Below are 13,878 nucleotides of genomic sequence, written 5' to 3' on the forward strand. Positions count from 1 at the left end.
GAGGAGGCGCAGGACGGTGTCGGCGGTCGCCGGTCCAGGGTTGACGACGGCGATCCAGCCGGCGGACCTGTAGACCGGGTGCGGCAGCACGACGTCGGGTGTGGCCGGGTCGACCGCGGAGGCCTCCGCGCCGTCGAGCCCGGCTCCGGCGTCCTGGGCGGCCGTGAGCTCGCGGAACGTGGCCCGGTCCACATGGATGTTCACGCGCCAGCGCCCGGCCGGGTCGAGGTCCGATCCGGTGTCGTCCGGGTAGTTCTTGGTGACGACCGTGCCGTAGGGCTGGACGGTCCGCGGCATCTGGCCGTCGGGGGCGTAGTAGAAGAAGGCGTCGCCCCAGGCCAGCTCGGGGAAGTCAGGGTCACCGGCTGCGGGCGCCACGACGAGCGAGCCGTCGAGATCCCGCACGGCGTCGATGATCTGGTCGATACTCAGGTGGGTGCTCATGGTTCAAGCATCACCTTCAAGTGCTTGTGTGGGGTTGATGAGATGACGCGAGAGGATCGGCCACCGCTCCGGACCGCCGACGTCGCGCGGGAGTCCGGATACTCCGTGCAGCAGGTCCGGGACCTGGAACGGCTCGGCGTCGTCCCGTCCGCCGTCCGGGCGGCCAACGGGTACCGGGCCTACACGGCTACGCACGTCCGGGCGCTGCGTGCCTACCGCGGGCTCGCGAGTGCCGCCGGGCCCGTGGACGCACGGCGTCTGCTCGCCGCGACATTCGCCGGGGCCGAGGGCGATCCCGCGGAGCCGGGGACGCGCCTCGCAGAGGCCGCCGCCGCGATCGGTGCGGTGCACGTCCGGCTCGCCCGTGAGCGGGAGGAGGCGCTGCACGCGCGGAAGGCGCTCCGTGCCATCCGGGCCGAGGCCGCCGCACCTGCCGTGCCACCGGCGGCGGACGCCGTGCCCGACCGGACCGGCGACACCATGACGATCACCGAGCTCGCCGCCGCGCTCGGCGTGCGCACGTCGACGCTCCGGTTCTGGGAGCAGGAAGGGCTAGCGGTCCCTGACCGCGTGACGACCCTGCGCGCTCGCCGGTACGGGACCGGGGCGATCCAGGAGGCGCGGATCGTCGCGGCCCTCCGCAGCAGCGGGTACGGCATCCCGGCGGTGCGGGACGTCGTCGCGACCCTGCGCGAGGTCGACGGCGTCGCCGAGGGCGCGGGCCGGGCGGAGCAGATCCTGGACCGGCGCCTGGACCAGATCGCCGCCCGCACGGTCGCCCTCCTACGGGCGGGCGCGGACCTGGCCGCTGTCCTCGACGACGTGCGGCAGGACGAGGCAGGACGCCGAGTCAGTCGTCGCTGAGCTGCTTGCCCTGGCGCACCAGGTCCTGCAGCGCGCGCTGCACCTTCTCGACGTCGGGCACGTCGTCGAGCACCATGCCCGGCTGGTCGGTGCCGTCGGAGATCACGAGGGTGCCGCAGCCCCAGAACCGGTCGCTGAGCTGCTTCTCGAAGGTCACGTTGTTGATCCGGTAGAGCGGGATGTCCCGGCCGGTCTGCGTGAGGATGCCGGTGCGCATCGCGACACGCTGGTTGGTGATGATGTATCGCGTCGTGCGCCAGCGCAGGAACGGTCCGGCCGCGGCGGCCAGGCCGAGCACGACCAGCGCGAGCGTCGCGAACCCCAGCACCGTGCCGTCCACCGGCAGCGGCACCACCCACAGCACGACGAGGGCGACGGCCAGCACCACGAGCAGCAGGATCGGCTTGATGACCTTCTTCGGGTGGGTCCGGAGCTGCATCACGATGGTCTCGCCTTCGGCGAGGTGCTCTTCCCTCATTCCGCGAATACTGCCCTACTGCGCCCGGCGGGATCTACTGTGCTGCCAGGTTCCATCCCTCGATGGTGCGCAGGCTGTGCCCGTACCCCAGGAGGCAGACGGCGGCGGTACCCAGCTCGAACCGGGCCCCAAGCCGCGGGTCCACGCCGAGCCAGACCGTCGCGAGCACACGCAGCAGGTGCCCGTGCGCCACGAGCAGCACGTCACCGCCGCCGTCCTCGGCCCGGGCGGCGAGCGTCTCCTCCGCCCTCGCCACCACCCGTGCCGCCCGGGTCGCCACGTCCTCCAGCGTCTCCCCTGGCCGCCCTTCGCCGTGCTCGGCCGACGGCGGCAGGACGCGCACGCCGTCGTCGAAGATGAGGAACTCCCGCCCCAGCTCGGCGGAGACGTCGTGCGAGGTGCGGCCGTCGACGGGGCCGTAGTCCCACTCGGCGAGGTCCTCGTCGACGACGGCGTCCGCGTAGCCCGCCAGCTCCGCCGTCCGGCGTGCCCGGGTCAGCGGGGACGTGTACACGGCAGCGAACTCGTAGTCCGCGAGGGCGCCACCGGCGTACCTCGCCTGTTTCTCGCCGGCCGGGGTCAGCGGGATGTCGGTGCGCCCCGTGTGCTGTCCGCTGGCGCTCCACTCGGTCTCGCCGTGCCGCAGGAGCACGAGCTGCGGGTCGCGGGAGGGCTTCAGGGCCTGCGGTCGTGGCTCGGTGCGGGGTGCGTCGGACATAGGTGGAGCATCCCGCGCCTGACGACGGCCCGCACCCTCGGCACGCCGGGGCGCCGTGACCTGGCGCCGCGGTCACACCGATCGAGATCACCTCTGACCTGGTCGAACACGCCAGGCCAACACGCCGGAGGATCACAGGGACGCCCTGGTGCCTGCCGCGCACCGGACCCTACTGTGGGCACCGTGACCCGTGGCACACCGGCGTCGCACGGCGCCCTCGATCGCTTCTCCACGCGAGGCCTGCCCGCAGTGCGGCGGATCGAGCTGTGGGAGGAGCACAACGCCAACGCCCTGGTCGCCCTGCAGTGCCGCATGCTCGACGAGTCCGCGCTCGAGGCCGCTGAGACGAACCTCCAGCTCGACCGGCTGCACCTGGCGCACGTCGAGGCCAACCCGCACGCCGTCGAGCGCACCGGCCGCACGGTCCGCACCCGCCCCACCGAGTCCGTGGCGCTGTACTTCACGCTGGCGGGCGAGGCGATCTTCGCCGACGCCGACGGCGCACGGACGCTGCGTCCCGGCCAGCTCCTGGTGTGCGACGCCGACCGGCCGTTCCTGCGTGGCTTCTCGGAGGGCCTGGAGGAGCTGGCGGTCAAGATGCCCTACGACATGCTCCGGTCGGTGGGCGGCACCGTGCCGCGCACCGCGCGGGTGATCGACGTCCGGGGCCACACCTACGCGGCGGCTCTGGCCACCCTGGTCGAGCGCGCCGTGGGTTCCCGCGGGGACGGTTCGGCGGACGAGGACGCCCTCGTCGCGCTGGTCACAGCGGTGCTCGGCCAACCAGAGCCGGCAGTCGGCAGGCAGACCGGCGCCCACTTCGCCGCCGCCGAGCAGTACGTGCGGCAGTGGCTGCGTGACCCCACGCTGTCCGCGCGCCGCATCGCGGACGCGATAGGACTCAGCGAACGGCAGCTCTCCCGGGTGTTCGCCGAGTGCGGCACGAGCGTGCCGCGGTTGGTGGCCCGACGCCGGGTGGAGATGGCAGCCCGCATGCTGCGCATGCCGTCCTATGCCGAGCACACGGTCGAGGCCATCGGACTGCGCTGCGGCTTCTCGTCGGCCGCACAGTTCTCGCGCGTGTTCCGGGAGCAGTCGGGCATGTCGCCGTCGGAGGCCCGCCGGTACGACGGCCCGTCCGACACCATCCCCATCGGGTCTTGAGGATTTCCGCCGACTTTCATGGCCATCCCTTTTCCCTGGTGGGAGGCCACGGCAGCCTGTGCGCATGCCTGAGTTCGACGACGGTCTGACCGAGACCGCACTGCCCAGCGGCCCTGCCGACGCCACGCCCACCGATGTCGTCGTCGACACCGACGTGCTGGTCGTCGGCTCGGGGCCGGCGGGGGCTTCCGCGGCCCTGTTCCTGTCCAGCCTGGGGATCAGCAACATCATGATCACCAAGTACCGCTGGACGGCGAACACCCCCCGCGCACACATCACGAACCAGCGGACGATGGAGATCTTCCGCGACCTCGGCATCGAGGACCAGGTCCTCGCGGACGCGACGCCCCACGAGCTGGTGGGCGACACGGTGTTCTGCACGACGATCGCGGGCGAGGAGATCGGCCGCATCCTCACCTGGGAGACCCACCCCGCCCGGGAGGCAGACGCGCGGCTCGCCTCGCCGTCGCTCACCGTGGACATCCCGCAGACCTACCTCGAGCCGATCCTGGTCAAGAACGCGACCCAGCGCGGCACGCAGTCGCGGTTCTCCACGGAGTACCTGAGCCACACCCAGGACGCCGACGGCGTCAGCACCCGGGTGCTCGACCGCGTCACCGGCACCGAGTACACGATCCGGTCGAGGTACCTGATCGGCGGCGACGGCGCCCGCTCACAGGTGGCCGCCGACCTCGGCCTGCCGTTCGAGGGCGCCATGGACATCGCCGGCTCCATGAACATCACGTTCAAGGCCGACCTGACGCACCTCGTGGGCCACCGCCCGTCGGTCCTGTACTGGGTGCTGCAGCCCGGGTCCGACGTCGGCGGGATCGGTGCGGGCCTGGTCCGCATGGTGCGGCCGTGGAACGAGTGGCTCATCGTGTGGGGCTACGACATCGCGGGCGAACCGCCGCGGCTCGACGACGCGGCGGCCGCCGACATCGTGCGCCAGCTCGTCGGCGTCGACGACCTGGACGTCGAGATCACCGGCTACTCCCTGTGGGGAAACAACCAGATGTACGCGACGCACCTGCAGGCCGGCCGCGTCTTCTGTGTCGGCGACGCCGTGCACCGGCACCCGCCGAGCAACGGTCTGGGCTCCAACACGTCGGTCCAGGACTCCTACAACCTGGCGTGGAAGATCGCAGCGGTGCTGAACGGCCAGGCGGCTCCGTCCCTGCTGGACACCTACTCGGCCGAGCGCGCGCCGGTCGCCGAGCAGATAGTGCTGCGCGCCAACAAGTCCGGCGGCGAGTTCCGGTTCATGGAGGTGCTCGGGGTCCTGGACGCCGAGACGCCGGAGGCGATGCAGGCCGCCATCGACGAGCGCAAGGCGAACACCCCCGCGGGCGAGGCGAAGCGCAAGGCCCTCGTGGAGGCGATGGACCTCAAGCACTACGAGTTCAACGCGCACGGCGTGGAGATGGGGCAGTTCTACGAGTCGGCGGCGATCGTGCCCGACGGTTCTCCCCGGCCTGTGGACGAGCGCGACCCCGAGCTCTACTACAAGCAGTCAACGGTCCCGGGCGCGCGGTTCCCGCACGTCTGGGTGGCGGACCCGGACGGCCACAAGCGCTCGACGCACGACCTGGTCCCGTACGGGCAGTTCACGCTCGTGACCGGCATCGCGGGTGAGGCCTGGGCCGACGCCGCGGCGAAGGTCGCCGAGGAGCTGGGCGTGCCCCTCGGCGCCGTCGTCATCGGGCCGGGCCGCGAGGTCGTCGACACCTACTACGACTGGGCGAAGATGCGCGGCGTCGAGGAGTCGGGCGCGATCCTGGTCCGCCCCGACTCGCACGTGGCGTGGCGCGCGCAGACGCTCGCCGACGATCCCGCCGGAACCCTGGGCGCCGCGATCGGGGCGGTGCTCGGGCGGAGCGAGCGTGATGACTGAGCAGACCGAGAAGCAGGCCCGGGAGCAGGCGGCCCGCGAGCAGGACCTCACCGACCGGGTGGTGGCGTCCTTCGACGGTGCGGACGACGAGCGGCTGCGGACCGTCATGCAGGCACTTACCCGGCACCTGCACGCGTTCCTGCGCGAGGTGCGCCTCACCGAGGACGAGTGGAACAAGGGCATCGAGTTCCTGACGGCCGCCGGACACATCACCGACGACAAGCGGCAGGAGTTCATCCTGTTGTCCGACGTGCTGGGCGCCTCGATGCAGACCATCGCCATCAACAACGAGGCCTACGCGAACGCGACGGAGGCAACGGTCTTCGGCCCGTTCTTCGTGGACGACGCCCCGCGCGTCGACAACGGCGGCGACATCGCCGGCGGCGCGACGGGGCAGCCCTGCTGGGTAGAGGGCACCGTCACCGACACGTCCGGCAGACCGGTGCCGGGGGCGCGGATCGAGGTGTGGGAGGCCGACGAGGACGGGTTCTACGACGTCCAGTACGGCGACGAGCGCACCGCCGGCCGCGCGCACCTCTACTCGGACGACGACGGCGGCTACCGGTTCTGGGCTATCACGCCGACGCCGTACCCGATCCCGCACGACGGGCCGGTGGGCGCGTTGCTGGCGGCGTCGGGGCGGTCGCCCCTGCGCGCGGCGCACCTGCACTTCATGGTGACCGCGCCGGAGCTGCGCACCCTGGTGACCCACATCTTCGTGCGCGGCGACGAGCAGCTCGCCTCGGACTCCGTGTTTGGGGTCAAGGACTCGCTGGTCATGGACTTCGAGGAGCTGCCGGCCGGCACGCCCACGCCGGACGGCCGCGTGGTGGAGGGCACGTGGTCGCGCACCCGGTTCGACATGGTGCTCGCCCCACGCGAGTGACCAGCACTGCTCGCTCGCATCAACCGCATCACCTGCACCACTTGAAAGTCAGAGTCACGGCACCACCGACGTAGCACGTACGACTACCGACTTGGAGTGACGACGATGGTTCGCAACGGACGGGTCCGGACGGTCAGGGCGACAGCGGCCTGGGCCTCGACGGCGGTGCTCGCGGGAACGCTCACGGGCTGCGGCGGCGTGGGCGGCGGGACGATCGGCGGTGACGGCGGGGACGACGACGTGCTGAGGATCGGCTTCGTGTCGACCGAGACGGGTCCGTCGGCGCCGTTCGGCGAGGCCAACGCCTACGTGATCGAGGCGATGGAGAAGTGGTTCGCGGACAACCCGGTCACCGTCGACGGGACGGAGCGCACGGTCGAGATCATCGTGAAGGACTCGCAGTCCAGCTCGGCGCGTGCGGGCGAGGTCGCGGCGGAGCTGATCAACACCGACGGCGTCGACCTGGTGCTCACCTCGTCGACGCCGGACATCACCAACCCCGTCTCGGAGCAGTGCGAGGCCAACTCGGTGCCGTGCATCTCGACGGTCGCGCCCTGGCAGCCCTTCGCGATCCGCGAGGGTGACCAGCCGGCCGACCTCAGGTACAGCTATCACGCGTTCTGGGGCCTGGAGGACGTCTCAGCGGTCTACGCGGACATCTGGAGCCAGGTCGACACCAACTCCAAGGCGGCGGGCCTGTTCCCGAACGACCCGGACGGCCAGGCCTGGAGTGCGAACTTCCCCGCCCTCACCGCCGACACGGGAGTCACCATCGACGACCCGGGCCTGTACCCGAACGGCACCCAGGACTTCTCGGCGCAGCTCTCCGCCTTCAAGGGCCACGACATCCTCGTCGGCGTGCCGATCCCGCCGGACTTCACCACCTTCTGGCAGCAGGCGGGGCAGCAGGGCTATCAGCCGAAGGTCGCGACGATCGGCAAGGCGCTGCTCTTCCCCTCGGCGGTCGAGGCGCTGGGCAACGCGGGCGACGGTCTCACCTCAGAGGTGTGGTGGCACCCGACCGCGCCGTTCTCCTCCTCCCTGACCGGGCAGACGGCACAGGAGCTCGCCGACCGGTACGAGGCCGACACGGGCAAACAGTGGACGCAGCCGCTCGGCTTCGCGGAGGCCCTGTTCGAGATCACCGTCGCGGCCGTGGAGAAGGCGGGGTCCACCGAGCCCGACGCGATCACCGAGGCCCTGTCCACGCTCGAGGTCTCGACGGTGGTCGGCGACATCGCCTGGGGTGTCGACGAGACGGTCCCGCCGTACGTGGCCAAGACGCCGCTGGTCGGCGGCCAGTGGCGGCTGGACGAAGGAGAGGACGAGGGCGAGCACCCCTACGAGCTCGTGGTGGTCTCCAACGAGCTGGCCCCCCAGATCCCGACGGCCGGCACGGTGGAGCCGCTCCCGTAGCCCGCCCCGCCCGCTGGTCGAGCTGCCCCGTCGGTCGAGCAGCCCCGTCCGTCGAGCCTGCCGAGATCCCGAAAGGACCGCACACGTGCCCCTGCTCGAGGTGTCGGCCGTCGCCAAGCGCTTCGGCCGGGTGGTCACCGCCCGCGACGTGTCGTTCGACGTCGCCGCGGGCGAGGCGCTCGGCCTCGTCGGCCCGAACGGTGCAGGCAAGACCACGCTCCTCGACATCGTCGCCGGCACACAGCGCGCCGACGCCGGCACGGTGGTCCTCGACGGCCACGACGTCACCCGGCTCGGCGCCGCGGCCCGCGCCGACCGGGGGATCGCCAGGTCGTACCAGGTGCCTCGGCCCTTCGGCGGCCTGACCGTGTACGAGAACGTGCTGGTCGGAGCGTCGTTCGCGGGGCGGCGGCACACCGGGAGAGGCTCGGCACAGGATCCGCACGCGCAGGCCTGGCATGCGCTCGAGGTGACGGACCTGACCGAGGCGGCCAACACGCCGTCGGGCAGCCTGCGCCTGCTGGACCGCAAGCGGCTGGAGGTCGCACGGGCGCTCGCGACCGCTCCGCGCCTGCTCCTGCTGGACGAGATAGCCGGCGGGCTCACCGACCGCGAGCTGCCACGGGTCGTGCGCCTCGTGCGCCGCCTGCGGGACGACGGCGTCGCGATCGTCTGGACGGAGCACGTGCTGCACGCGCTGCTCGACGTCGTGGACCGGCTGATGTGCCTGGCCGGAGGCGAGGTGATCGCGCAGGGCGACCCGCACGAGGTGATCCGCAGCACCCGGGTGATCGAGGTCTACCTTGGCGCGACGGTCGACACGGGCGTTGAGCCGGCGGCGGACCTCGCGTCGAACCAGGCCCCGAACCCGGAACCCACCGGGGAGACCGCATGAACGTCCTGACGGCGGCCGGCCTGGAGGTCCGGTACGGCGATCTGCTCGCCGTGGACGGCGTGTCCCTGACCCTGGCCGAGGGGAAGACCCTCGCGGTGCTCGGCGCCAACGGCGCGGGAAAGTCCACGCTGCTGGCGGCGCTCGCCGGCACGCATGCGCCGACGTCGGGCGACGTGCTGCTCGACGGCGAGCCGGTCACCCGGCTGCCCGCCCACCGGCGCGTCCGGCGCGGGATCGCGCTGGTCCCCGAGGGGCGGCGCGTCTTCGGATCGCTCACCGTCGAGGAGAACCTGCTCATGGGCCGCTACCCGAAGCGCCCCGGACCGTGGGACCTGCGCGCCGTGTACGACATGTTCCCCCTGGTGGCCGAGATGCGGGACCGGCGGGGCGGCGTGCTGTCCGGCGGCCAGCAGCAGGCGGTGGCGATCGGCAGGGCACTGCTGGCGAACCCGCGGGTCCTGCTGCTCGACGAGGTCTCCCTCGGACTGGCGCCCACCGTCGTGACCCAGCTCTACGACGCCGTCCGACGGATCACCGCGGCGGGTACCACCGCACTCGTCGTCGAGCAGGACCTCGATCAGGCACTGCGTGTGGCCGACCGGGTCCAGTGCCTCCTCGGCGGCCGGACCGTCCTGGAGGCTCCAGCCGCCGGCCTGGACCGCGCGACCGTGGCAGACGCCTACTTCGGCATCACCCAGCCCGGCCGATGACCACTCGGCGGGACACCGATCAGCGAGACCGGAGGACCGATGGACTGGCTCAACGCAGGCGTGCAGGGTGTGCTGCTCGGCGGTCAGTACGCCCTGCTGGCCTGCGGCCTTTCGCTGATCTTCGGCGTGATGCGCATAGTCAACCTGGCGCACGGCGTGCTCGCCGTGCTCGCCGCGTACCTCTCGCTGGTCCTCGTGCAGCAGGGGCTGCCGCTGTGGCTCGCGGTCGTCGTGGTGGTCCCGGTCTTCGCCGTGCTCGGCTACGCGGTGCAGCGCGGCCTGTTCAACCCGGCGCTCGCGCAGGTCGGCGGGGACGCGGCGGGCGGGGCACGCGGGGCGGGCGAGCTCGCGCCGCTGCTCGTGTCGTTCGGCGTCGCCGTAGCGCTCACCAACCTGCTCCAGGAGGTCTTCAGCGCCGACACCCGCAAGATCCCCACCGGCGACCTCGCCTCGGCGGGACTGCCCGTCGGCGGCCTGTCGGTGGGTGTCCTGCCGCTGGTCACCCTGGTCGTCGCGGTGGCGGTCATCGCAGCGGTCCAGCTCTTCCTTGCCCGCACCAGCACCGGCCGCGCCATGCGCGCGGTAGCCGACGACGCCGGAGCCGCCGCCATGTCGGGCGTCGACCCGAGACACATGTACGCCGTGGCGACCGCCCTCGCCTTCGCCACGCTGGCGCTCGCCGGCGTGTTCGTCGGGATGAGCACCCAGTTCTCGCCGGGCTACGGAGACCTCGTGCTGCTGTTCGCGTTCGAGGCGGTGATCATCGGCGGGCTCGGCTCGCTGTGGGGCACCCTCGCGGGCGGCCTGGTCCTTGGCCTGGCCCAGACGGTCGGCGCGCAGGTCGACCCGCAGTCCGGGGTGCTCGCCGGGCACCTGGTCTTCCTCGCCGTCCTCGTGGTCCGGCCGGGCGGCCTGATGCCGAGGAGCGTGCAGGCATGAGCGGCCCCGCTGCCGATGGGTCGAGCCTCCGGGAGGGCTCGGCGTCCGCGCGCCCGTCGTCGCGCATCCCCACGGTCACCCGAGGCGGACGCGCCTCGCTGGTCGGCGGCGGGGTCCTGCTGCTGGTCGTGGTGCTGCTCGCCGCCGTCGTGCCCTATGTGGTGACCCTCGGCGCGCTCTCGAGCCTCGTGATGCTCTTCGCCCTGGTGATACTCGGTACCACCTGGAACCTGCTCGCCGGCTACGGCGGCATGGTCAGCGTCGGCCAGCAGGCCTACGTCGGAGTGGGCGGCTACGCCCTGATCCAGCTCGCCGACGCCGTCGGCGCACCGCCGTGGCTGGCCGTGCCCGCCGCCGGCCTGATCGGTGCGGCGATCGCCCTGCCGACGAGCTATCTGGTGTTCCGTCTGGCGGGCGGGTACTTCGCCATCGGCACGTGGGTGGTGGCAGAGGTGTTCCGCCTCGTCACCATGCGGATCGACGGCCTCGGTGGTGGGGCAGGGCTGTCGCTGAGCGCGTTCCGCGGCACCGACCGGGTGGAGCGCGTGGCGTTCGTCTACTGGTTCGCGCTGGGGCTCATGGTCGCCGTCGTCCTCGGGACGTACCTGCTGATGCGCTCTCGCGTGGGACTCGGGCTCACCGCGATCCGCGACGACCGCGTCGCGGCCGGCAGCCTCGGTGTCGCCGTGGACCGCGGGCGGCGGCTCGTGTACGTCGTGGGCTCGGCCGGGGCGGCGCTTGCCGGAGCCCTGGTCGCGCTGAGCACCCTCGGGGTCACCCCGGGGTCGATCTACTCCGTGAACTGGACCGCCGCGATGATCTTCATCGTGGTGGTCGGCGGTATCGGGACAATCGAGGGCCCACTCGTCGGTGCGGTCCTCTACTGGGCGTTGCAGCAGGTCCTGGCGCCGCTCGGCACCTGGTACCTGGTGGTTCTCGGCGCCGTGGCGGTCGCGGTGGTCCTCCTGGCGCCCCGCGGCCTCTGGGGCCTGGTGGCGGCCCGCCACCAGCTCTTCCCCACCGCCCACCACATCCACCCCTTCGCCGTTGGCACGACCACTGCCCTTGAGACGGGCAGGTAGCCGCAACGATCGCGCTCACGACAAAGTTGCGACGACACGGTGAGGGCGATGTCACAGCTTCTTCGGTCGACGCCGCGACTGGGTATCAACCAGACTGGTAGACCCGCACACCAGCGGAGACCACGTGCACCGTAGCTTGTACGCCTGCACCGGAGGAGGACCATGACGGACGCCGACGACGCTCAGTACCACTCCATCGCCAACCCTCGCAGGATCACGCTCATGCACCGGAGCGTCAGCGACACGTACGCGTCGCAACGCGAGGACCGCGAAGCCCCCGACGAAGCAGCTGCCAGCTGACCGCAGCACGCTCGCCGGACGGACTGGTGCTCGACAGTGAGCCCGGCCGCACGCCCCTCGTGGCGGTTGCGGCCGGGCTTTCCGCGTTCTCGGCGTCGCGCGACGTCCACCATTTGAGACAGAGACGACCGCGGCCAAAGTTCACCCGCTGTCCTCGGATCGCCGCCAAGACCTGGCGGTCCGGGCGGCTGCGACGGGAACCGATCCTGTGACGGACCTCACTGTCGTTACATCCCGGAAACAATTCCGGTAGCCTGGACAAGCATCTTCTTCCACAATCTGATGCAGCAGGTCGATGCGGCACGCGGATGGGTACAGCGAGTTCGGCACGGCGAGCCATGCGGGCAAGACCCGCGGCGGTCGGTACGAGGTGGAGCAGGAACTCGCCGCTGGCGCAGTCCCCACGAGGGGTAGGCCGGCCAGGGCACGTCCAGATACGTACGGCGACAAAACTGAGTGGGGAACCCCGGGATGAATGACGAATCGATTCGACACTTTACTGACGGACGCGTGCCCGACGCCGGGATCGCGCACCTCTTCAGCGTCGAGAACCGATTCCAGGCGCGGCTCGACGTGGAAGCCGCACTCGCACTGGCCGAGGCCGAGGTAGGCCTCATCCCCGAGCCCGCAGGTGAGGCGATCGCGCAGGCCGCGCAGATCGAGAAGCTGGACCTCGCCCGCGTGGCCGCCGAGACGAGGTCGGCGAGCCACCCGCTGATGCCGCTCATCGAGGAGTTCGCCCGTGTGGTCGGGCGGGAGCACGGCGGCTGGGTGCACTGGGGCGCCACCACGCAGAACATCACGCAGACGGCTGACGTGCTCGTGCTGCGCGACGCGCACCGGGCGCTCAAGGACCTGCTGGCCAAGGTGCTGCGTGGGATGTCGAAGCAGGCGGAGGCCAGCGCCGCGGTGCCGATGGCGGGCCGTACGCACAGCCAGCACGCGGTCCCGATCACCTTCGGCTTCAAGGTGGCGGTGTGGATCGACGAGCTCACTGCCCACACCGACCGCCTGGAGCGTCTCGAGGACCGGCTGTTCCGCGTCCTGATGGGCGGCGCGGTCGGCACGTTCGCGTCGTTCGGTCCCTCGGGCCGCGAGGTCGAGCGCCGGGTCGCCAACCACCTGGGGCTCGGCACCATGCCCGTCCCGTCGCGCGCGATCAACGACGGCATCGTCGAGCTGGTCCTCGTGCTCGGCCAGGTGGCCGGGACCGCGGGCAAGATCGGCAAGGACATCTACTCGATGATGCAGCCGGAGTTCGGCGAGGCGTTCGAGCCCATCCCCGACGGCACCGTCGGCAGCTCGACCATGCCGCACAAGCGCAACCCGCAGCTCGCCCTCGACCTCCTGTCGATGAGCGCCCAGCTCCGCGCGCTCGCGGCGCCCGCGCTCGAGTCGATGCAGCACGACCACGAGGCCAACGGCGGCATGACCGACCTCCTGGAGTCGACGGTCTCCCGCGCCACCGTCCTGGCCGGCGACATCCTGACCCGCCTGGACGTCATCCTCGACGGGCTGGAGCTCGACGAGCAGCGCATGCGCGCCAACCTCGCGCTGAGCGAGGGCCTCATCGGCTCGGAGTCGCTGATGATGGAGCTGGGCGAGCGCATCGGCCGGCAGAAGGCGCACGAGGTCGTGTACGAGGTGGCGCAGGAGTCGGCGTGCGGCGACGCGCAGTTCCTCGACCTGCTGGTCCGGAACGCGACGGTCAGCGCCTACTTCGACAGGGACGAGATCCGGCGCCTGATCGACCCGCGCGCGTACCTCGGCGAGAGCGTCACCATCGCGCACGAGATGGCGCAGCACGCGCGCGCCGTCGCGGACCGGCTCGAGTTCAGCGCCCGCACGGCCAAGCCCGTCCCGTACTTCCTGCGCGAGACGGTCACGGAGGACGACGGCGACGGCGACCCGGTCGCCACGGACACCGGCATCCACGACACCGGCATCCACATCGACACGGACTCGGGCATCGACCCGGACTCCGACCGGATGGCCCCCGTCGCTCGGACCCCTGAGGACCTCCTGCTCGTCGGCCTCTGATCGGCTGACCCCCCGGGATGTGTCAGACCCCCAGGTCACCCAAGTGAC

The 13,878-nt window shown here is 71.6% G+C and carries 14 protein-coding genes; 11 read left to right on the forward strand and 3 right to left on the reverse strand.

Annotated features, from left to right (window positions below):
- Nucleotides 1-444: DUF6194 family protein (locus tag ACFWE2_RS19360; RefSeq protein WP_377225844.1), on the reverse strand; the 444-nt coding region annotated here is incomplete at its 3' end.
- A gap of 42 nt (nt 445-486) precedes the next feature.
- Here ACFWE2_RS19360 and ACFWE2_RS19365 point away from each other — a divergent pair.
- Nucleotides 487-1,308: a MerR family transcriptional regulator gene (locus ACFWE2_RS19365; RefSeq protein WP_377225845.1), complete on the forward strand. Its 822-nt coding sequence runs from the start codon at nt 487-489 to the stop codon at nt 1,306-1,308.
- Here ACFWE2_RS19365 and ACFWE2_RS19370 read toward each other — a convergent pair.
- Entirely contained in the window at nt 1,295-1,786 is a 492-nt protein-coding gene (locus ACFWE2_RS19370; protein WP_377225846.1) for a PH domain-containing protein, read from the reverse strand. The genes ACFWE2_RS19365 and ACFWE2_RS19370 overlap by 14 nt on opposite strands.
- A 34-nt stretch (nt 1,787-1,820) precedes the next feature.
- Nucleotides 1,821-2,504, reverse strand: a complete 684-nt coding sequence (locus tag ACFWE2_RS19375; protein ID WP_377225847.1) for a histidine phosphatase family protein — start codon at nt 2,502-2,504, stop codon at nt 1,821-1,823.
- 183 nt (nt 2,505-2,687) lie between these two features.
- Here ACFWE2_RS19375 and ACFWE2_RS19380 point away from each other — a divergent pair, with 183 nt between their 5' ends.
- From ACFWE2_RS19380 to ACFWE2_RS19425, 10 genes are all read left to right on the forward strand, one after another.
- Entirely contained in the window at nt 2,688-3,668 is a 981-nt protein-coding gene (locus tag ACFWE2_RS19380) for a helix-turn-helix domain-containing protein (RefSeq protein ID WP_377225848.1), read from the forward strand.
- Between the two features lie 64 nt (nt 3,669-3,732).
- Entirely contained in the window at nt 3,733-5,562 is a 1,830-nt protein-coding gene (locus tag ACFWE2_RS19385; RefSeq protein WP_377225849.1) for an FAD-dependent oxidoreductase, read from the forward strand.
- Nucleotides 5,555-6,448: an intradiol ring-cleavage dioxygenase gene (locus tag ACFWE2_RS19390; RefSeq protein ID WP_377225850.1), complete on the forward strand. Its 894-nt coding sequence runs from the start codon at nt 5,555-5,557 to the stop codon at nt 6,446-6,448. The genes ACFWE2_RS19385 and ACFWE2_RS19390 overlap by 8 nt, the downstream gene beginning before the upstream one ends.
- 105 nt (nt 6,449-6,553) lie before the next feature.
- Complete coding sequence (locus ACFWE2_RS19395) at nt 6,554-7,864, forward strand: ABC transporter substrate-binding protein (RefSeq protein WP_377225851.1); 1,311 nt, start codon at nt 6,554-6,556, stop codon at nt 7,862-7,864.
- Between the two features lie 85 nt (nt 7,865-7,949).
- Nucleotides 7,950-8,759 (forward strand): ABC transporter ATP-binding protein, encoded by an 810-nt coding sequence (locus ACFWE2_RS19400; RefSeq protein ID WP_377225852.1) that lies wholly within the window; start codon nt 7,950-7,952, stop codon nt 8,757-8,759.
- Nucleotides 8,756-9,469 carry an ABC transporter ATP-binding protein gene (locus ACFWE2_RS19405; protein WP_377225853.1) on the forward strand — a complete coding sequence of 238 codons (714 nt, stop codon included), beginning with the start codon at nt 8,756-8,758 and terminating at the stop codon, nt 9,467-9,469. Before ACFWE2_RS19400 ends, ACFWE2_RS19405 begins: the two co-directional genes overlap by 4 nt.
- A gap of 39 nt (nt 9,470-9,508) precedes the next feature.
- Nucleotides 9,509-10,408 (forward strand): branched-chain amino acid ABC transporter permease, encoded by a 900-nt coding sequence (locus ACFWE2_RS19410; protein WP_377225854.1) that lies wholly within the window; start codon nt 9,509-9,511, stop codon nt 10,406-10,408.
- A complete protein-coding gene (locus ACFWE2_RS19415; protein WP_377225855.1) occupies nt 10,405-11,490 on the forward strand; it encodes a branched-chain amino acid ABC transporter permease in 1,086 nt (361 codons plus the stop codon). Before ACFWE2_RS19410 ends, ACFWE2_RS19415 begins: the two co-directional genes overlap by 4 nt.
- Nucleotides 11,491-11,652: 162 nt before the next feature.
- Nucleotides 11,653-11,790 carry a hypothetical protein gene (locus ACFWE2_RS19420; protein WP_377225856.1) on the forward strand — a complete coding sequence of 46 codons (138 nt, stop codon included), beginning with the start codon at nt 11,653-11,655 and terminating at the stop codon, nt 11,788-11,790.
- A 510-nt stretch (nt 11,791-12,300) separates the two neighbouring features.
- Nucleotides 12,301-13,830 (forward strand): adenylosuccinate lyase family protein, encoded by a 1,530-nt coding sequence (locus ACFWE2_RS19425; RefSeq protein ID WP_377225857.1) that lies wholly within the window; start codon nt 12,301-12,303, stop codon nt 13,828-13,830.
- The last annotated feature ends 48 nt before the right edge of the window (nt 13,831-13,878 follow it).

Origin of the sequence: Promicromonospora sp. NPDC060271 (assembly GCF_042726755.1) — a bacterium.
GTDB lineage: Bacteria > Actinomycetota > Actinomycetes > Actinomycetales > Cellulomonadaceae > Promicromonospora.